Source organism: Nonomuraea muscovyensis (assembly GCF_014207745.1).
GTDB classification, from domain to species: domain Bacteria; phylum Actinomycetota; class Actinomycetes; order Streptosporangiales; family Streptosporangiaceae; genus Nonomuraea; species Nonomuraea muscovyensis.
Map to the genome: position 1 here is coordinate 1,518,887 of NZ_JACHJB010000001.1, position 18,137 is coordinate 1,537,023.

General features: G+C 71.2%; 15 protein-coding genes. 7 read left to right on the forward strand and 8 right to left on the reverse strand.

Going from position 1 to position 18,137, the window contains the following annotated elements:
- The first annotated feature begins 131 nt into the window (after window positions 1–131).
- Entirely contained in the window at window positions 132–1,217 is a 1,086-nt protein-coding gene (locus FHU36_RS07155; protein WP_185082968.1) for a winged helix DNA-binding domain-containing protein, read from the forward strand.
- Between the two features lie 31 nt (window positions 1,218–1,248).
- On the opposite strand, the gene FHU36_RS07160 is transcribed toward FHU36_RS07155, so the two are convergent.
- From FHU36_RS07160 to FHU36_RS07180, 5 genes are all read right to left on the reverse strand, one after another.
- Complete coding sequence (locus FHU36_RS07160) at window positions 1,249–2,313, reverse strand: serine hydrolase domain-containing protein (RefSeq protein ID WP_246501986.1); 1,065 nt, start codon at window positions 2,311–2,313, stop codon at window positions 1,249–1,251.
- Window positions 2,314–2,414: 101 nt separating this feature from the next.
- A complete protein-coding gene (locus FHU36_RS07165; RefSeq protein WP_185082969.1) occupies window positions 2,415–3,707 on the reverse strand; it encodes a cation:proton antiporter in 1,293 nt (430 codons plus the stop codon).
- A gap of 236 nt (window positions 3,708–3,943) precedes the next feature.
- Window positions 3,944–4,816: an NmrA/HSCARG family protein gene (locus tag FHU36_RS07170; RefSeq protein ID WP_185082970.1), complete on the reverse strand. Its 873-nt coding sequence runs from the start codon at window positions 4,814–4,816 to the stop codon at window positions 3,944–3,946.
- 496 nt (window positions 4,817–5,312) lie between these two features.
- Window positions 5,313–7,082, reverse strand: a complete 1,770-nt coding sequence (locus tag FHU36_RS07175; protein ID WP_185082971.1) for an ABC transporter ATP-binding protein — start codon at window positions 7,080–7,082, stop codon at window positions 5,313–5,315.
- A 2-nt stretch (window positions 7,083–7,084) separates the two neighbouring features.
- Window positions 7,085–8,773, reverse strand: coding sequence for an ABC transporter ATP-binding protein (locus FHU36_RS07180; RefSeq protein WP_185082972.1), 1,689 nt, complete (start codon window positions 8,771–8,773; stop codon window positions 7,085–7,087).
- Window positions 8,774–8,910: 137 nt separating this feature from the next.
- Between FHU36_RS07180 and FHU36_RS07185 the strand changes: the two genes are divergently transcribed.
- The gene (locus FHU36_RS07185) at window positions 8,911–9,534 is read left to right on the forward strand and encodes a phosphotransferase (protein ID WP_185082973.1); all 624 of its coding nucleotides are present in this window, start codon (window positions 8,911–8,913) and stop codon (window positions 9,532–9,534) included.
- Between the two features lie 111 nt (window positions 9,535–9,645).
- Here FHU36_RS07185 and FHU36_RS07190 read toward each other — a convergent pair whose 3' ends face one another.
- From FHU36_RS07190 to FHU36_RS07200, 3 genes are read right to left on the reverse strand one after another with little or no spacing between them, the layout of a single operon-like run.
- On the reverse strand, window positions 9,646–10,386 hold the full coding sequence (locus FHU36_RS07190; RefSeq protein ID WP_185082974.1) for a succinate dehydrogenase/fumarate reductase iron-sulfur subunit: 741 nt from the start codon (window positions 10,384–10,386) through the stop codon (window positions 9,646–9,648).
- On the reverse strand, window positions 10,383–12,308 hold the full coding sequence (locus tag FHU36_RS07195) for a fumarate reductase/succinate dehydrogenase flavoprotein subunit (protein ID WP_185082975.1): 1,926 nt from the start codon (window positions 12,306–12,308) through the stop codon (window positions 10,383–10,385). The genes FHU36_RS07190 and FHU36_RS07195 overlap by 4 nt, the downstream gene beginning before the upstream one ends.
- On the reverse strand, window positions 12,305–13,069 hold the full coding sequence (locus FHU36_RS07200) for a succinate dehydrogenase cytochrome b subunit (RefSeq protein WP_185082976.1): 765 nt from the start codon (window positions 13,067–13,069) through the stop codon (window positions 12,305–12,307). The genes FHU36_RS07195 and FHU36_RS07200 overlap by 4 nt, the downstream gene beginning before the upstream one ends.
- Before the next feature lie 134 nt (window positions 13,070–13,203).
- Between FHU36_RS07200 and FHU36_RS07205 the strand changes: the two genes are divergently transcribed.
- The 5 genes from FHU36_RS07205 to sdhC all read left to right on the forward strand — a co-directional run bounded on the left by FHU36_RS07205 (window position 13,204) and on the right by sdhC (window position 18,129).
- The gene (locus FHU36_RS07205) at window positions 13,204–14,133 is read left to right on the forward strand and encodes a LysR family transcriptional regulator (RefSeq protein ID WP_185082977.1); all 930 of its coding nucleotides are present in this window, start codon (window positions 13,204–13,206) and stop codon (window positions 14,131–14,133) included.
- A 287-nt stretch (window positions 14,134–14,420) separates the two neighbouring features.
- The gene (locus FHU36_RS07210) at window positions 14,421–15,557 is read left to right on the forward strand and encodes a PP2C family protein-serine/threonine phosphatase (protein ID WP_185082978.1); all 1,137 of its coding nucleotides are present in this window, start codon (window positions 14,421–14,423) and stop codon (window positions 15,555–15,557) included.
- The gene (locus FHU36_RS07215) at window positions 15,554–16,696 is read left to right on the forward strand and encodes a sensor histidine kinase (protein WP_185082979.1); all 1,143 of its coding nucleotides are present in this window, start codon (window positions 15,554–15,556) and stop codon (window positions 16,694–16,696) included. The genes FHU36_RS07210 and FHU36_RS07215 overlap by 4 nt, the downstream gene beginning before the upstream one ends.
- Window positions 16,693–17,142 carry a response regulator gene (locus FHU36_RS07220; RefSeq protein ID WP_185082980.1) on the forward strand — a complete coding sequence of 150 codons (450 nt, stop codon included), beginning with the start codon at window positions 16,693–16,695 and terminating at the stop codon, window positions 17,140–17,142. Before FHU36_RS07215 ends, FHU36_RS07220 begins: the two co-directional genes overlap by 4 nt.
- Before the next feature lie 195 nt (window positions 17,143–17,337).
- Entirely contained in the window at window positions 17,338–18,129 is a 792-nt protein-coding gene (gene sdhC, locus FHU36_RS07225; RefSeq protein WP_185082981.1) for a succinate dehydrogenase subunit SdhC, read from the forward strand.
- Window positions 18,130–18,137 lie beyond the last annotated feature (8 nt).

Below are 18,137 nucleotides of genomic sequence, written 5' to 3' on the forward strand. Positions count from 1 at the left end.
CGACCGACCCGCGTCGCGCGACCCCTCCCGACCGACCCGCCACGCCACACCCCAGACGCCCGCACAACACCCGACCCCACGTCATCCCGACCGACCCGCGTCGCGACGCGCCCAGTTACCCGAGGATCCCCATGGACACTCTCTCCCTCCGGAGCCTGAACAGGGCGACCCTGGAGCGCCAGCTTCTGCTGAGCCGCGTGGACCTGCCCCCGCTCGACGTGGTCGAGCGGCTCGCCGGGCTGCAGGCGCAGGACCCCGACCCGCCGTACGTCGGGCTGTGGAGCCGCATCACCGGTTTCCGGCACGACGGCCTCACCCGGCTCCTGCACGAGCGGAGCGTGGTGCGGGCGACCCTGTTCCGGGGCACCCAGCACCTGGTCTCGGCCGCCGACTACCTGTGGCTGCGGCCCCTGCTGCAGCCGATGCTGGACCGCTGGCAGAAGGGGGCGTTCGGCCGGGCGACGGCCGGGCTCGACCTCACCGAGCTGGCCGAGACGGCCGCGGCCCTCATCGGCACCGGCTCGCCGAGCCGGCCCGAGCTGGGCCGGGCGCTGGCCGAACGCTGGCCGGGGCGCGACCCGGTGGCGCTGGCCCGGTCGGTGCAGGGCCTGCTGCCGGTGGTGCACCCGCCGCCCGACGGCACGTGGGGCAGGCGGGGCACGACGCCCTTCGCGCTGGCGCGTCACTGGCTCGGCGAGCCGCCGGCGGCCGAGCCGTCGCCCCGTGACCTGGTTCTGCGCTACCTCGCCGCGTTCGGACCTGCCTCGGTCAAGGACGTGCAGGCATGGAGCGGGATGACCCGGCTGCGCGAGGTGGTCGAGGGGCTGCGGCCGGTGCTGCGGCCGTTCCGCGGCGAGGACGGCGGCGAGCTGTGGGACCTGCCGGACGCGCCCCGCCCGGAGGCGGACGCTCCGGCGCCCGTCAGGTTCCTCGCCGCGCTCGACAACGTGGTGCTCGGCCACGCCGACCGCACCCGCCTGATGACGGCCGAGCAGCGCCCGCACGTCATCGTCGACGCCGCCCTGACCGTGGACGGCTTCGTGCGCGGGCTGTGGGCCGTCAGGCGGGCCGGGGACACGGCGACGCTGGCGGTCAGGCTGTTCGCGCCGCTGTCGGGTGCCGAGGAGGCGGAGGTGGCCGAGGAGGGCGGCCGGTTGCTGCGCTTCGCGGCCGGGGATGCCCCGTCCCACGACATCCACTTCACGACTGTCGCCTGACACCCGCCCCGCCGAGCCCACCCCCCGGTTCTCAGCCTGCGGACCCGCAGAACGCCTTGACGGCGATGCCCATGACCTCCTCCGTCGACGGGTTGCGCGTCGACGGGTTGATCGACATGACCAGCGACTTGCCCGAGTCCGAGCGGAACGCGAACGTGAGGTACCCGATCAGCTCACCGCTGTGCCCCCACACCTTGCCGCACGGCAGCGTGTACGACTGCAGGCCGAGCCCGTAGCCGAATCCGGCCCCCGTCTCGACGGTCGTGCGCATGGCGCGCAGCGACGCGGCGCTGGTCAGCTTGCCGCTCAGCAAGGCGGACAGGAACCGCTCCAGGTCCGCCGTGGTCGAGATCATCTCTCCCGCCGCCCAGTCCAGCGAGGGGTTCATCCGGGTCGCGTCCACCAGGTGGGGCATCGGCTCGTACCCCTTGGCGTGCGGGGACGGCACGCCCGTCCGGTCGCCCGGCACCACGGTGTGACGCAGGCCCAGCGGTCGCAGGATGCGGCGCTTGACCTCCTCGCCGTAGGCCCTGCCCGTCAGCTTCTCCACCAGCAGGCCGAGCACCACGTAGTTGGTGTTGGAGTAATGCCACGCGCGGTCGTCGGGGAGCTTCTTGGCGAAGGCCACGTCGAGCAGTTCGCGCGGCTGGTAGGAGCGGAACCGCGCCTCGCCGCGCCACCGGTTGGTGGAGTATCCCGGCTCGCTCATGTAGTCGTACAGGTGGCTGGTGTGGTCGAGGAGCTCGCGGACCGTGATGCGTTCCCCGTCCGGGACCATGCCCGGCAGATGCCGGTCGATGGGGTCGTCGAGCCCCACCTTGCCCTCGTCCACGAGTTGGAGCACCACGGTCGCGACGAACGTCTTGGTGACGCTGCCGATCCGGAAGTACCCGGCGGGCGAGGGCCGCCCGCCGCGCTTGATGTCGCGAACCCCCACGGCGCCGGACCATGTCCGGTCTCCGTCGGAGACCCGTGCCAGAGCGGCCGTCGCCCCGTTGCCCACCACGATCTTCTCCAGCTCGGGGCGGACCCCGGCTCCCTGGCTCCCTGCCGCGACCGCCGCCGCCACCAGCACGTTCATCACCGTCTGCATCATGGGATCAACGCTAGGGACGGCCACGTCGCGCCGGAATGCGGTGCTCCATCCGCTTCTCCTGCGGAAAACCACAGGAGGGGCGGAGGTGTACGGGAGGCGGCTCAGCCCGTAGGGCGGGCCGACCCGTCGGAGGTCACGTTGCTCGGCCAGGACGGTTGCGGCGTGTCACGCAGGCGGTCGAGGCGGGCCATGACCGGCGTGGCGGTGATGCCGTGCAGCACGATCGAGGCCAGCACCGCGAAGGCGACCACGGCCCACAGCTCCTCCTGTGGCACGCCGAAATCAGCGAGGCCGAGGGCGAACGCCAGGTAGTACAGCGAGCCGATGCCGCGAATCCCGAAGAAGGAGATGACGGCCCGCTCCCGGGGGCCTGCGGGGCCGCGCGCCTGGGCCAGCCACCCGGTCACGGGCCGGATCACCAGGAGCAACAGGAGCGCGACGGCGGCGCCGCGCCAGGTCAGCGAGGCAAGGCCGCCGACCGCGACGAATCCGCCGAGAAGCAGGAGCAGCCAGGCGGTGAGCAGTCGTTCGATCTGTTCGATGAAACCGTGGAGGATGCCGTTGTAGCCATCGCTGCGTTCGGCGTTTCGTATCGTGCAGGCGGTGACGAAGACGGCGATGAAGCCATAGCCGTGAACGAGTTCGGTCATGCCGTAGGCCAGGAACGTGCTCGCCAGGGCGACGAACCCGTCGCGGTGCTCGGCCAGCCGCAGGTTCGCCTTCCTGGTGTGGAAGAACAGGCGGCCGAGCAGCTTGCCGACGAGCATCCCGCCCAGCACTCCCACGGAGACCCGGTAGAGCACGTCGATCAGCGCCCAGTCACCCATCCAGGCGGCTCCGCCGGTCGTCGCCAGAGCTATGGCGGCGTAGACGATGGGAAAAGCCAGACCGTCGTTGAGTCCGGCTTCGGACGTGAGGGAGAAGCGGACCTCGTCGTCGGCGTTCTCGGCGTCCACGGGCTCCCCCACCTGCACGTCGGAGGCCAGCACCGGGTCGGTGGGCGCGAGCACCGCACCGAGCAGCACGGCCGCTGCCGGCGGCCAGCCCAGCAGCCAGGTCGTGGCCCCCGCGACGGCCACGATCGTCAGGGGCATGGTCCAGCCGAGCAGCCGCCAGGTCGATGACCAGCGGCGCAGGCCGGCCTTACGGTTGAGGGCCAGGCCGGCGCCCATCAGGGAGATGACCACGCAGATCTCGGTGATGTGCTCAAGCGCGGCACGGTGAGCGACCGGATCAGGTTCCAGCACCGGAAAGGGGAGCAGGAACAGCACCATCCCGCCGAGCAGGCAGGCCAGCGGCAGGGAGAAGGGCAGCCGGTGCAGCACGGCGGGCAGCGACGCGGCCAGCAGCGCACCCGCACCGCCAAGGGCGAAGATGAGGTCGGGATTGCTCACCAGTTCTCACTTGCCGGGCCGATCTCGCCGAAACGAGGTGGCCGGGCGTTCCTGGCAGCGATCGGGTACGTGGCCACGACGGGTGTGCCTGCGGTGGCCGCCGGTCGCAATGGACGATCCGGCGAGGCCGGACCGCGCAGCCGTGCAGAAGAGTGCATCCGGCGGGCCATGTTCCTGCAGGCGGCAAGTGGAGCGCCCCGTGCCGCGCGCCCGGCCTGTGTCCGGCGCGGGCTGATCTAGCCCGCGAGGATTCTGTCCCAGTCCACCGTCCTGGCCCACTCGGCGTAGCTGTGCCAGCGCACGGCGGGGTACCTGGCATGCAGAGCCTCGATGTCAAGGAAATCGGTGTTGTTCTCGAAGCTCTCGAACATCGTGGCCACTTCCTCGCCGGCCCACTGCCGCACCATGTCCAGGGGCAGCTGCTGGTAGGGGATCTCCCGGCCGAGCACCTCGCTCAGGATCCGGGCCGCTTCCTGCCCGGTGACGCGGTCGGACGCGATGTCGATCCGCTCGCCGGCGAGCTCGTCGGGGTTCTCGACGGCGTGTACGGCCATGCCGGCGATGTCCAGGACACTCACCTGGTCGAGCGGCTTGCCGGGAGTCAGCGGGTTGGCGAGAATGCCGTCGCCGAGCCGGCTGAAGCCGAGGTTGAGCACGTTCTCCATGAAGTACACCGGGCCGAGCACCGTCGCGCGCACCGGCCGCTCGCGCACATACGCCTCGATGAGCTGCTTGCTGTCGGCGTGGTCGATGTTGGTGGCCACCAGCCGGTCGCCGCCCCGCACAGAGGAGTACACCAGGTGGACGTCAAGGCGAGCGGCAGTGTCGACGAGCAGGCGTCCCTGCGCGATCTCCTCATCCTTGCCGCCCTCGCCGAACGGCACTGACAGGCCGAAAACCGCGTCGGCGCCTTTGCACGCCCGCTGGAGCGCGTCGGGATCGGCGAGATCGCCGGTGGCGAGCCGCACCCCCTGGGCCAACAGCGCCTTCGCGGCCGGCGATTCCGCCGAGCGCACGTACGCCACCACCTCGTGACCGCGCTGCACAAGCAGGTCGGCGACCGCGCCGCCCTGCTTGCCGGTGGCACCTATGACGACGACTCTGGTCATGACGACATCTCCGTGGTTGGGGATGGATTCGCTCCAGGACAGGCGGGCGCGTTCCGGCCGGCCCATCCGGGCCGCGCCGCCCGCCGTCAGCGATTCTGCAACCTCGACCATGGTTGAGGTCAACCGCCGGACAGCCTGGACGCTGCACGGGTCGAGCAGGAAGAAGAGGAGTTCACCGTGCGGGCAGGCAGGTAACGCCGACGCGATCCACGACCACCTCACCTCGATGGCCCTGGGCTACTCGACCCGTGGCTGCGGGCGATACACCTGGAGATCACCGCCGCGACCGAGTGAGACGAGACGTTCGATCACGTGACGTGGACGCCGGCGGTGCGTCTCGGACCGACCAGGAGGAGGCAGGAGGCCCCTTCCCCCGCAGAACCGCCTCCAGCGGAAACTCCTTGGCGGGAGGCGCGCAGGGCTCCGGACGTGCCGGTGATCTCGTGTGGTGATCGGCTCATGGACAGCGGCGCAGGAGGGGCGGACGCGGGCGGTCTCAGCCGGCCGTGCCGCCCGGCGAGCGGGTGGGGGTGCCGTGCCAGCTGCTCCACAGGGCCGCGTAGGAGCCGCCCGCGGCCACCAGCTCCTCGTGCGAGCCCAGCTCGCTGATCCGGCCGTCCTCCACCACGGCCACCCGGTCGGCGTCGTGCGCCGTGTAGAGGCGGTGCGCGATCGCGATCACCGTACGGCCCTCCAGCACCGCGGCGAGCGACCGCTCCAGGTGGCGGGCGGCGCGCGGGTCGATCAGCGAGGTGGCCTCGTCGAGCACCAGCGTGTGCGGGTCGGCCAGCACGAGGCGGGCCAGCGCGAGCTGCTGCGCCTGGGCCGGTGAGACGGCGAGCCCGCCCGAGCCGACGACGGTGTCGAGGCCGTCGGGCAGGGCGAGCACCCAGTCGAGCACGTCCACGGCGGCCAGCGCGTCGCGCACGGCCGGGTCGTCGGCGCCCGGCCGGGCGATGAGCATGTTGTCGCGGAGTGTCCCCTTGAACACGTGGTGCTCCTGGGTGACCAGCGCGACGTGGCCGCGCAGCTCGTCGAGCGGCAGCTCGACCAGCGGCACGCCGCCGACGGACACCGATCCGGCCCGCGGCCCGTGGATGCCGGCCAGCAACCTGCCCAGCGTCGACTTGCCGGCCCCGGAGGGGCCGACCATGGCCAGCCGCTCCCCCGGCCGCACGGTCAGCGACACGCCGTGCAACACGTCGCGGCCCGCGCGGTAGGCGTAGTGGACGCCGGACGCCTCCAGCAGCTCGCCCGAGGGGCGCGCCGGGGACGGCTCGCGGTCGTCGGGCACGTTGGCCACGCCCAGCAGCCGCGCCATGGCCGCCCCACCCACCTGCAGCTCGTCGATCCACATGAGGAACCGGTCGAGCGGGTCGATGAGTTGCTGCGCGTACAGCGTGGCCGCCGTTACCTGCTGCAGCGAGACCCAGTCGGCGCTGTAGAACAGCCCGCCGACCAGCAGCGTCGCGGCCACCGGGATCACGTAGCCCAGCTCGATCGAGGGGAACCACCTCGTCCGCAGCCCCAGCGTGTAGCGCTCGGCGGCGAACGAGCGGGCGATGTCGCGGTCGGTCCGCTCGCTGCGGCGTCGATGCAGGCCCAGCGCCTCGATGGCGCGGGCGCCCTCGACGGTCTCGGCCAGCCCCTCCGTCATGTCGGCGTAGGCGGCGTTCTCGCGCAGGTAGCCGTCGCGGGCCCGCTTGAGATACCAGCGGGTGGAAAGCCACAGCAGCGGCGCCGCGACCAGCATCGGCAGCATGAGCAGCGGGCTGACGAGCAGCACCGCGCCCAAGGTGATGGTGAAGGTGACGGTCGCGATCAGCGTCTCGGGGACGGCGTGCCGTACGGTCCTGGACAGCGAGTCGACGTCGCGGGACGTCCGGGTGATGAGGTCGCCGGCGCCGGCCCGCTCCACCGTGGACAGTGGCAGCGCCAGCACCCGGTCGACGAACTCCTCACGCAGCTCGGCCAGCACCTTCTCGCCGAGCCTGGACGAGGCCAGCACCGCGAAGCGCACCAGCACGCCCTGGAGCACCAGGAAGGCGCCGATGCCGAACGCCACCAGCGTGACGTTGACCGGAGCGTCGTCCTTGACGTCCTGCACCAGGGTGCCGAGCTGCCACGGGACGACCAGCCCGGCCACCGCCGCGAGCCCGTGCAGGGCCAGGGCGACGGCGAGCCGCCGCGGATACTTCAGCGTCAGCCGGCGGGCGTAGGCGCGTACCTGGCTCGGGTCGGCGACCGGCAGGATCTCGCGGGCCATCGTCAGTCTTCCCCTCGGGTCACGGTCGCGGCGTAGGCGGGCGAGGAGCCGAGCAGCTCCCGGTGCGTGCCCTCGGCGTGCGCTCTGCCGTCCTCCACGTAGATCACATGGTCGGTGCGGTCGAGCACGAGCGGGCTGGTCGTGCAGACCAGCGTGGTGCGGCCGGCCCGCGCCTTGGCGAGCCGGTCGGCGATGCGCGCCTCGCTGTGGGCGTCGACGGCGCTGGTCGGCTCGACCAGGATGAGCACCTCCGGGTCGGCCAGCAGCGCCCGTGCCAGCCGCAGCCGCTGCTGCTGCCCGCCGGAGAACTCCCGGCCGGCCTCGGCCACCTGGGCGTCCAGCCCTTCGGGCAGCGCCTCGACGATGTCCTCGGCGCAGGCGGCGTGCAGCGCCTGCCTGATCTCCCCGTCGGAGGCGCCGCCGCGGACGTCGAGCTCGTCGCGGAGCCTGCCGGTGAACAGCCGGGCGCCGTTGTCGGCGACCAGGATGCGCGAGCGGACCTCCTCGACGGGCAGCGTGGCCAGGTCGGCCGAGCCGAAGGTGACGTCGCCGTCGGTGTAGCGGCCGAGCCGGTCGGCGATGGCGATGGCGTCCTCGGGCGTGCCGGCGGCGACCGCGGTGAGCGTGCCCGGTTGGAGGGTCACGCCGCTGTAGCTGTCGCGCAGCACGCCGCCCTCGCTCGTGCCGTCGCCGCCGGACACCTCGGGCTCGATGGACAGGATGCGCACCACCCGGCGGGCGGCCACGTGGCCCTTGGTCAGCTTGTCGGCGGCCTCGGTGAGGGTGCGCATCGGCCCGATCAGGAACACCGCGTACGTGTAGAACGAGACCAGCTCGCCGGGCGTGATCTGCCCGCCGACCGCGAACGACGCGCCCACTCCCGTGACGGCTGCGACGAGCAGGCCGGGCAGGATGATCTGGGCGCCCTCCAGCAGCGACTCGACCCTGGACACGGCGACGCCGGCGTGCCGGACCCGCTGCGACTCCTCCCGGTAGTGCTCGGCGAACACCTGCTCGCCGCCGATGCCGCGCAGCACCCGCAGCCCGGCCACGATGTCGGCGGAGCGGGTGGACAGCTCGCCGGTGAGGTCGCGCTGCGCCTTCTGGCGCCGGTGCAGCGGCCTCAGCAGCGGCCCGACCGCCACCGCCATGACCGGCACGCCGAAGAGCACCATCAGGCCGAGCGGCAGGGACGTGGAGATGAGGATCACGGTGACCGTGACGATCGCCACGATGGAGCCGGTGCCGCGCAGCAGGATGTCCATCGAGCTGCCGATGTGCGCGATGTCGGAGTTGCCGACGCTGACGACCTCGCCGGTGGACAGGCGTTTGGGCAGCGTGGCGCCGAGCCGGGCGGCCTGCCTGGCGGTCACCTGGACCGTGCGGTAGGCGGCGGCCAGCCAGTTGTAGACGGCCAGCCGGTGCCGCATGATCCCGGTGTAGGCCTGCGCCAGGCCGAGCCCGAGGAGGATCGCCGACCAGGTCAGCAGCTCGCCGCCGTCCTTGGCGGTGAGGGCGTCGATGCCCTTGCCGAGGACCGCCGGCACCAGGGCCTGCACCACCCACCAGGCGGTCGCGAAGGCGATGCCGCCGAGGAGTGAGGGCAGTTGCATGCGCGCGTTCCACAACAGGTAGCGGAACGGGCTGCGGATGTCGGGCAGGCCGGGATCGGCCTCGGGTAGGGAGCGCATAGCCTGTCAAGGTTGACAAACGGCGATCGTGCCCAGCAAACCATTTTCGTATCGCCGGGCCCGTCGTCCTGCGGCGTCGGTGTCAAGGCCGGTCGAGGGGGCGCGGCGGGCGGTCGGGTGGGGAAGAATCGGTGCCTGTGAGGCACGGGTACACCAACAGCACGGTCGGCGACGGCGCACTGGTCGTCAAGTGTTACCAAGGTCCCGAGGCGGCGTTCCGGCTGCGGACCGAGAGCAGGTTCCTGCGCCGGCTGAAGGGACGGCTCCCGGTGCCGCCCGTCCACAAGATCACCAGGACGAGCGTGACCACGGCCTTCGTGCCCGGCGCGCACGGCCAGGATCTCCTGGACGAGGGGCGGGCCACCGAGGTGCTGGCCGCCTGCGGCCGCACCCTGGCGAGCATCCACCGCCTGGGCATCGTGCACGGCGACTACGGCCCGCAGAACATGCTGTTCGACCCGGCGACGTACGAGCCGGTGGCGATCCTCGACTGGGAGTGGGCGCACCCGGGCCCGCCGGTGGAGGACCTGTCGTGGTGCGAGTGGATCGTGCGCACGCACCACCCGGAGCACGTGCCGCTGCTGCCGTCCTTCTTCGACGCCTACGGCGCCGCCGTGCCGTCCTGGGCGGAGCGCCACGCCGCCATGCTGGACCGCTGCCGCGCCTTGATCGACTTCACCGCCCGCTGGCAACCCGGCGGCGACGGCGAGAAGCTCTGGCGCCGCCGCCTGGAGACCACCGCCGCCTGGACCGGCGGCTGACCGGGTCCCGCCAGCAGGTCCTTCAGCTTGTCGAGCCGGTCAAAGATCGCTCACACAGCAGCGCCGTACGAGATCGGCGGATCTCGTACGGCGCGACGGCACGACCGGCACCTACTTGGCGTTGGCCTTCAGGTAGTCGCCGTTCATCTGGGCGATCGCGTCCAGCGGGATGCCCTTGGGGCAGACGGCGGTGCACTCGCCGGTGTTGGTGCAGCCGCCGAAGCCCTCGGCGTCCATCTGGTCCACCATGGCCCTGGCGCGCGTGAGGCGCTCCGGCTGGCCCTGGGGCAGCAGGCTCAGGTGGGTGATCTTGGCGGCGGTGAAGAGGGAGGCCGAGCCGTTCGGGCACGCCGCCACGCAGGCGCCGCAGCCGATGCAGGTGGCCGCGTCGAAGGCGGCGTCGGCGTCCTCCTTGCGCACCGGGACGCTGTGCGCGTCGGGCGCCGAGCCGGCCGGCACCGAGACGAAGCCGCCGGCCTGGATGATGCGGTCGAACGCCGACCGGTCCACGACCAGGTCCTTCACCACCGGGAACGGCGCGGCGCGCCACGGCTCGATGGTGATGACGGCGCCGTCCTCGAAGTGGCGCATGTGGAGCTGGCAGGTCGTGGTGGCCCGCTGCTCGCCGTGCGCGACACCGTTGATGACCATGCCGCACATGCCGCAGATGCCTTCGCGGCAGTCGTGGTCGAAGGCGATCGGGTCGTCGCCCTCGATGATCAGCCGCTCGTTGAGGACGTCCAGCATCTCCAGGAACGACATGTCCGGCGACACATCCTCCACCCGGTACGTCACCATGCGTCCGGAGTCGGTGGGGCCGCTCTGCCGCCAGACCTTCAGGGTCAGGTTCACTTGTAGCTCCGCTGGGTCATCTTGACGTACTCGTACTCGAGCACTTCCTTGTGCAGCACGGGCACGCCCTCGGGCGAGTACTCCCAGGCCGACACGTGCGCGAAGTTCTCGTCGTCGCGCAGCGCCTCGCCGTCGGCGTCCTGCGACTCGGCCCGGAAGTGGCCGCCGCACGACTCGGTGCGCACCAGGGCGTCCAGGCACATCAGCTCGGCCAGGTCGAAGAAGTCGGCGACGCGCCCGGCCTTCTCCAGCACCTGGTTCAGCTCCTCGGCGGTGCCGCTGACCTTGACGTTCTCCCAGAACTCCGTACGCAGCTCGGGGATGCGCTCCAGCGCCTTGCGCAGCGACTCCTCGGTGCGCTCCATGCCGCAGTGGTCCCACATGAGCCGGCCCAGCTCGCGGTGGAAGGAGTCGGGCGTGCGGGTGCCGTTCACCGACAGCAACCGCTCGATCTTGGACCGGACCTTGATCTCGGCCTCGGCCACGGCCTCCTCCTCGACCTCGCCGAACGGCCCGGCCGCCAGGTAGTCGCCGATGGTGGTGGGCAGCACGAAGTAGCCGTCGGCCAGGCCCTGCATCAGCGCGGAGGCGCCGAGGCGGTTGGCGCCGTGGTCGGAGAAGTTGGCCTCGCCGATCACGAACAGGCCGGGGATGGTGGACTGCAGGTCGTAGTCCACCCACAGGCCGCCCATCGTGTAATGGACCGCCGGGTAGATGCGCATCGGCGTCTCGTACGGGTTCTCGCCGGTGATGCGCTCGTACATCTCGAAGAGGTTGCCGTACTTCTTCTCCACGGCGTCCCGGCCCAGCCGGTTGATCGCGTCGCGGAAGTCGAGGTAGACGCCGAGGCCGCCGGGACCGACGCCGCGGCCCTCGTCGCAGACGTTCTTGGCGGCCCGCGAGGCGATGTCGCGCGGCACCAGGTTGCCGAACGCCGGGTAGATGCGCTCCAGGTAGTAGTCGCGCTCGTCCTCGGGGATGTCGCCGGGGACGCGGTCGTCGCCCTTGCGCAGCGGCACCCACACGCGACCGTCGTTGCGCAGCGACTCCGACATGAGCGTCAGCTTCGACTGGTACTCGCCCGACACCGGGATGCAGGTGGGGTGGATCTGCGTGTAGCAGGGGTTGGCGAAGTACGCGCCGCGCTCGTGCGCCCGCCAGATGGCCGTGGTGTTGCAGCCCTTGGCGTTGGTCGACAGGAAGAACACGTTGCCGTAGCCGCCGGTGGCCAGCACGACCGCGTCGGCGACGTGCCGCTCGATCTCGCCGGTCACCATGTCGCGCACGATGACGCCCCGGGCCCGGCCGTCGGCGACGATCAGGTCGAGCATCTCGTGCCGGGTGAACATCTCCACGGTCCCGGCCGCCACCTGGCGCTCCAGCGCCTGGTAGGCGCCGAGCAGGAGCTGCTGGCCCGTCTGGCCGCGGGCGTAGAAGGTGCGCGACACCTGGGCGCCGCCGAACGAGCGGGTGTCGAGCAGGCCGCCGTACTCGCGGGCGAACGGCACGCCCTGGGCCACGGCCTGGTCGATGATGTTCACCGAGACCTGGGCCAGCCGGTAGACGTTCGACTCGCGGGCGCGGAAGTCGCCGCCCTTCACCGTGTCGTAGAACAACCGGTAGATGGAGTCGCCGTCGCCGCGGTAGTTCTTGGCGGCGTTGATGCCGCCCTGCGCGGCGATGGAGTGGGCGCGCCGGGGCGAGTCCTGGTAGCAGAACGACTTGACGTTGTAGCCCAGCTCGCCGAGCGTCGCCGCGGCCGAGCCGCCCGCCAGGCCGGTGCCGACCACGATGACGTTGAGCTTGCGCTTGTTGGCCGGGTTGACCAGCTTGGCGCTGAACTTGCGCTTCTCCCACCGGTCCTCGATGGGCCCGGCGGGGGCCTTGGTGTCGCGGATCTCGTCGCCCGCTGCGTACTTCACTTGAGCACTCCAAAGGTGATGGCGAGCGGCGGGGCGAGGAACCCGACGATGAGAGCCGCGGACAGCAGCGCCGCGGTCGCCTTCAGCGCCTTGTAACGGGTGCGGTTGGCCCAGCCGAGCGTCTGGAAGGCGCTCCAGACGCCGTGCCGCAGGTGCAGGCCGACCATGACGACGGCCACGACGTAGACGAGAGTCACCCACCAGCGCGACGGCTCGAACCCGGCCATCATCCGGTCGGCGGGCGCGGAGTCGAAGCCCTTGGGGTTGACCACGCCGAAGGTCAGGTCGAGCAGGTGCCAGACCAGGTAGAGCAGGATCGTGACGCCGCCGAACCGCATGATGTGCGTGGTGTAGCCGCCCGCCTGCGACTTCTTCGCCACGTACCGGACCGGCCTGGCCTTCCTGGCCCGCCTGGCCAGCGAGACCGCGGCCCAGATGTGCAGCACCACCGAGACCACGAGGATGACTTCCAGGATGGTCAGCACCGTCCGGTACGGGACGAGCGGCGCGCCCAGGGTGCGCAGGGCGTGCGCGTACTCGTTGAACGAGTCGCGGCCCAGGAAGATCTTCAGGTTGCCCAGCATGTGGAGGGCCAGGAAACCGACCATCACGGCGCCGGTGACGGCCATGACCGCCTTCTTGCCGTTCGACGAGGCCAGGAAGCCGCCGGTCCGCTTGGACCCCGGACTCTTCGCGGGCGGATCGGACTTGGGGGTTCTAACAGGCGCGGTGGCGGCGCCGCGCTCTATCGTGGCAGTCACGTCATCTGACGCTAGGTAGCAGGCGACGATCCGTCCAAGTCATGACGGGCCTGGTTTCCATAGCCCTCGGCTATGATGTCTGGTTTGTACGGCTGGCGTGGCGAGACGCCTCCGGCCAGTGCGAGGAAAATCACATGCAGTTGCAGCAGCTCGCCTACTTCGTCGCGGTGGCGGAGACCAGGCACTTCACCCAGGCGGCCGAGCGGATGAGGGTCGCGCAGCCGTCCCTGAGCAAGCAGATCAAGGCGCTCGAGGCCGATCTGGGCGCGCCGCTGTTCTCCCGCGCCCGCGGCAACGTGACGCTGACCGCCGCCGGCGAGGCGCTGCTGCCGCTGGCCCGGCGGATGCTGGCCGACGCCGACACCGCCCGGCAGGAGGTGGCCGAGCTGGCCGGGCTGCGCCGGGGCCGGGTGCGGCTCGGCGCGACGCCGTCGCTGTGCGCCGGGCTGCTGGCCGACGCGCTGGCCCGCTTCCACCGCGACTATCCGGGCATCGAGCTGCTGGTGGAGGAGGGCGGCTCGCGTGACCTGGTCAGGGCGCTGGCCCGCGGCCAGATCGACCTGTCGCTGATCATCATGCCGTTGCAGAGCGACGACCCGTCGCTGGTGACGGAGGAGATCCTGCGGGAGAACCTCGTCGTCGCCGCACCCTCCGACCAGCGGGCGCGCCGGCCGTACCTGCGGATCGAGGAGCTGCGCGGCAGGCCGATGGTGATGTTCAGGCGGGGGTACGACGTGCGGGAGGCGACGCTGAGCGCGTGCCGCCAGGCGGGGTTCGAGCCGACGCTGGCCGTGCAGGGCGGCGAGATGGACGCGGTCCTGCGGTTCGTCGAGGCGGGGCTGGGCGTGGCCGTGGTGCCGTCGATGGTGCTCGACGGGCGGCCGGGGCTGACCGGCACGCCGCTGGCGCCACCGGGGCTGAGCAGGACGATCGCGCTGGCGCACCGCAGGGACGTGGAGCCGGCCAGGGCGGCGCGGGCGTTCCGGGCGACGCTGCTGTCGTTCGTGGCCGAGGCCGGTCAGGACGGCACGCTTCCGCAAGGGGTCGAACTCATCGCGCATTGACCTCCTCCGCTCCCCGAAGGGAGGGCTGACGCTGGTACCCGAGTTCGAAGACCTGTACGGCATGCTCGGCACCTGCTCGTCGGTCGATCGCGATCAGGCAGCGTCCGTACGTGGCCGCATCTCATACGCCGTACGCATATTCGAGTCTTACCGAAGCACGGGAAGATATATGAGCGCCTTCAGGAAGAGGTGGTTATGGGTGCTTCGCGCTGCAGGCTGTCCCAGCTTCACCGGGCCACCGTCTGCGGGTCCTGCTCCACCAGACGTGGTTTCCTCCGGAGGTCTCCGTGACGGCCCCCCTTTCGGAGACGTCGACGCTGCTGCTCATCGAGGACGACGACGGTGACGCCTTCCTCGTGGAGGAGCTGCTCCGACAGGCTGAGGCCCCTCCGAAGATCACCTGGGTGCGCAGCCTGCGCGAGGCGCGGGCCAGGCTGACCGCCGGGATCCAGTGCGTGCTGGTCGACCTGTCGCTGCCCGACGCGAGCGGTCTGGAGGCGCTGCGCGAGGTGCTGAGCCTGGCGCCGCACGCCGCCGTGCTCGTGCTGACCGGGCTGCGCGACATGCACGTGGGCGTGGCCGCGGTGCAGGCGGGTGCGCAGGACTACCTGGTCAAGCAGGACGTCGACGCGCGGCTGCTGGCCCGGGCGATCCGCTACGCGATGGAGCGCAAGCGGGCCGACCTGGCCCATCTCCGGCTGGTCGAGGCCGAGCTGACGGCCAAGGAGAACTCCCGGCTGGAGAGCGGCCTGCTGCCGGTCGCGATGCTGCGCACGGACGCGATCGAGCACACCACCCGCTACCTGCCGGGCAGCCAGGGCTCGTTGCTGGCGGGCGACTTCCTCGACACCGTGCAGACCCCTGACGGGGCCGTGCACGTCGTCGTGGGAGACGTGTGCGGGCACGGCCCCGACGAGGCGGCGCTGGGCGTGGCGCTGCGCATCGCCTGGCGCACCCTGGTGCTCGCCGGGCGGACCGGCGAGCCGATGCTGCGCACGCTCGACACGTTGCTGCGCGCCGAGCGCAAGGCGCCGGAGATCTTCACCACGCTCTGCACGGTCACGATCACGCCCGACCTGCGTCGGGCCACGCTGCTGGTGGTCGGCCACCCGCCGCCGGTGGTGGTGCGCGACGGCGTGGTGGGGGCGGTCGGCGGGGCGCCGTCGGGCCCGCCGCTCGGCATCTTCCACGACGCCGACTGGAAGGCCATCGACGTGCCGCTGGGCGAGGAGTGGGCGATGCTGCTCTATACCGACGGCCTCATCGAGGCCGTCGTCGGCGCGGGTGACGAGCAGCTCGGCGTCGACGGCCTGGTGGACCTCGTACGGGATCACGGCGCGGTCGACCTCGACCGGCTCATCAGCCACGTGGGCACGCTGACCGACGACCTCGCGGCGGTCCTGGTGCGCAGGAGGACCGCATGACCATCAACCCGCTGCCGCCGCCGAGGAGACCCGACGGGCTGGGCAGGCTGCCGATGGCCCGCTGGTTCGTCGTCATCGGCATGACCGCGGCCCTGCTTCTCACGGCCGGGATCGTGCTGATCGCGCTGCTGATCGAGCAGGTGCGCGCGGCCGGTCCTCGGCCCCAGGTGGAGGTGGTGCTCGACCGGCTGTACGTGGCGCTGGTCGTCCTGCTGCTGGGCGCCGTCGTCACCGCCGTCGTGCTCGCGGCCGTCGTCCGCCACGTGGTGCTCAAGCCCATCGCCCAGTTGACCGAGCAGGTGCGCCGGGTCGCCGCGGGCGACTTCGACCACCGTCCCCACGTCGCCCGGCCGGCCGAACTGGCGGAGCTGGCGAGCCACGTCGACTCCATGCGCGAGCGCATCGTGACCGCCTGGCGCACGGCCGAGGACCAGGCCGCCGAACTGCGCAGGTCCAACGGCGAGCTGGAGCAGTTCGCCTACGTGGCCAGCCACGACCTGCAGGAGCCGCTGCGCAAGGTCGCCAGTTTCACGCAGATGCTGGAGCAGCGCTACGCGGACCGGCTGGACGACCGGGCCCGGCAGTACATCCACTACGCGGTGGACGGCGCCAAGCGGATGCAGTCGCTCATCAACGACCTGCTCGACTTCTCGCGGGTGGGCCGGATGGGCAGCGAGCGGACGGTCGTCGACTCGGGCGCGGCGCTGGAGGCGGCGCTGGCCAACCTGGCCGCCTCCGTGGAGGACACCGGTGCCGTCGTCACCTCCGGCCCGCTGCCCCGGGTGGTCGGCAGCCGGCTCCAGCTCACGCAGCTCTTCCAGAACCTCGTCGAGAACGCGATCAAGTTCCGCTCGGCGGAGCCGCCGCGCGTGCGCGTGACGGCCGAGCGGGTGGCCGGCATGTGGGAGTTCAGCTGCTCCGACAACGGGATCGGGGTGGAGGCCAAGTACGCCGACCGCATCTTCCTGATCTTCCAGCGCCTCCACCCGCGTGACGTCTACCCGGGCACCGGCATCGGGCTGGCGCTCTGCCGCAAGATCGTGGAGTATCACGGGGGCCGGCTCTGGCTCGACGGCGACGCCGCGGGGCCGGGGGCGACGTTCCGCTGGACCCTGCCTGCCGCCGGAGACGACGAATGAGCGAGTGGCGTCCCATCGAGGTGCTCCTGGTCGAGGACGACCAGGGCGACATCCTGCTGACGCGCGAGGCGTTCGAGCTGAACAAGCTGCGCAACCGCCTGCACGTCGTCAACGACGGTGAGCAGGCCATGGCGTTCCTGCGCCGCGAGGACGCCTACCACGACGCGCCGCGGCCCGACCTGATCCTGCTCGACCTCAACCTGCCGCGGATGGACGGCATGGAGGTGCTGCGGGAGGTGAAGGACGACCTCGACCTGCGCACCATCCCGGTGGTGATCCTGACCACGTCGGAGGCCGAGGAGGACATCCTGCAGGGCTACCGGCTGCACGCCAACGCATACGTCACCAAACCGGTGGATTTTGCGGCCTTTATCCGGGCGGTCCGCCAGATTGATGATTTTTTCGTCACGGTGGTTAAGTTGCCGAACCCGGGGAACCGGCTCTGACGGGCGGACGTGACAGGAATCACAGCGGGTCCTCGAAAAAGTGAGTGACCCTGCTCACAAATGCCCGCGCGGGCGTCGTAACGTATCCCCCACCAATGCGCGCCTGAGCGGAGATGACGGCCCGCGGCACGCGCACCGAGCGAGATATCCCGGACCCGAGGCGAGCAGGGTCCGCGGGAGGTGGAGAGGTCCCCGATGACCCAGACGACGCCCGACGCACCCGCTAGAAGGCAACGTGCGCAGATCAGGGTGCGCACGCTGCGCACGGACCGATGGTGGCTGTCACCCCTGCTGACCTTCCTGGGGCTCAGTTCCTTCCTGGTCTACGGCGTGTGGGCGATCTTCGATTCCAGCTACTACGTGCCGGGCTCGGAGTACATCGCCCCGTTCTCGTCGCCGTGCCTGGCGACCTCGTGTCCCGAGGGCGCGCGGTTCCTCGGGCTCGCGCCCTTCGGTGACTGGTACGCGCTGCCGCCGGGGCTGCTCATCCTCGGCCTGCCGGGCGGGTTCCGGCTGACCTGCTACTACTACCGCAAGGCGTACTACCGGTCGTTCTGGCTGTCGCCGGCCGCCTGCGCCGTGCAGGAGCCGCACGGGAAGTACACCGGCGAGACCCGCTTCCCGCTGATCGTGCAGAACATCCACCGCTACTTCTTCTACGCCGCCATCCTGATCGGCGCCGTTCTCACCTACGACGCGATCCTCGCGCTCGCCCACACGCCGACCGGCCTCGGCTCCTGGATCCTGCTGGTCAACGCCGCCCTCATCTGGTGCTACACGCTCGGCTGCCACTCCTGCCGGCACATCACCGCCGGGCGGCTCAACCACTTCTCGCGCCACCCGCTGCGCTACAAGGCCTGGACGCTGGTCTCCAAGCTCAACGCCAGGCACCAGCAGTTCGCGTGGGCGTCGCTGTTCTCGGTGATGGGCGCCGACCTCTACGTCCGCCTGGTCGCCAAGGGCATCATCGCCTTCCCGTTCGCGTAAGGAATCTT

Coding starts and splice junctions, on each gene's coding strand:
- FHU36_RS07215 (WP_185082979.1), top strand. CDS start 15,554: ATGACCATCAACCCGCTGCCGCCGCCGAGGAGACCCGACGGGCTGGGC.
- sdhC (WP_185082981.1), top strand. CDS start 17,338: ATGACCCAGACGACGCCCGACGCACCCGCTAGAAGGCAACGTGCGCAG.
- FHU36_RS07175 (WP_185082971.1), bottom strand. CDS start 7,082: ATGGCCCGCGAGATCCTGCCGGTCGCCGACCCGAGCCAGGTACGCGCC.
- FHU36_RS07220 (WP_185082980.1), top strand. CDS start 16,693: ATGAGCGAGTGGCGTCCCATCGAGGTGCTCCTGGTCGAGGACGACCAG.
- FHU36_RS07170 (WP_185082970.1), bottom strand. CDS start 4,816: ATGACCAGAGTCGTCGTCATAGGTGCCACCGGCAAGCAGGGCGGCGCG.
- FHU36_RS07180 (WP_185082972.1), bottom strand. CDS start 8,773: ATGCGCTCCCTACCCGAGGCCGATCCCGGCCTGCCCGACATCCGCAGC.
- FHU36_RS07205 (WP_185082977.1), top strand. CDS start 13,204: ATGCAGTTGCAGCAGCTCGCCTACTTCGTCGCGGTGGCGGAGACCAGG.
- FHU36_RS07160 (WP_246501986.1), bottom strand. CDS start 2,313: ATGATGCAGACGGTGATGAACGTGCTGGTGGCGGCGGCGGTCGCGGCA.
- FHU36_RS07155 (WP_185082968.1), top strand. CDS start 132: ATGGACACTCTCTCCCTCCGGAGCCTGAACAGGGCGACCCTGGAGCGC.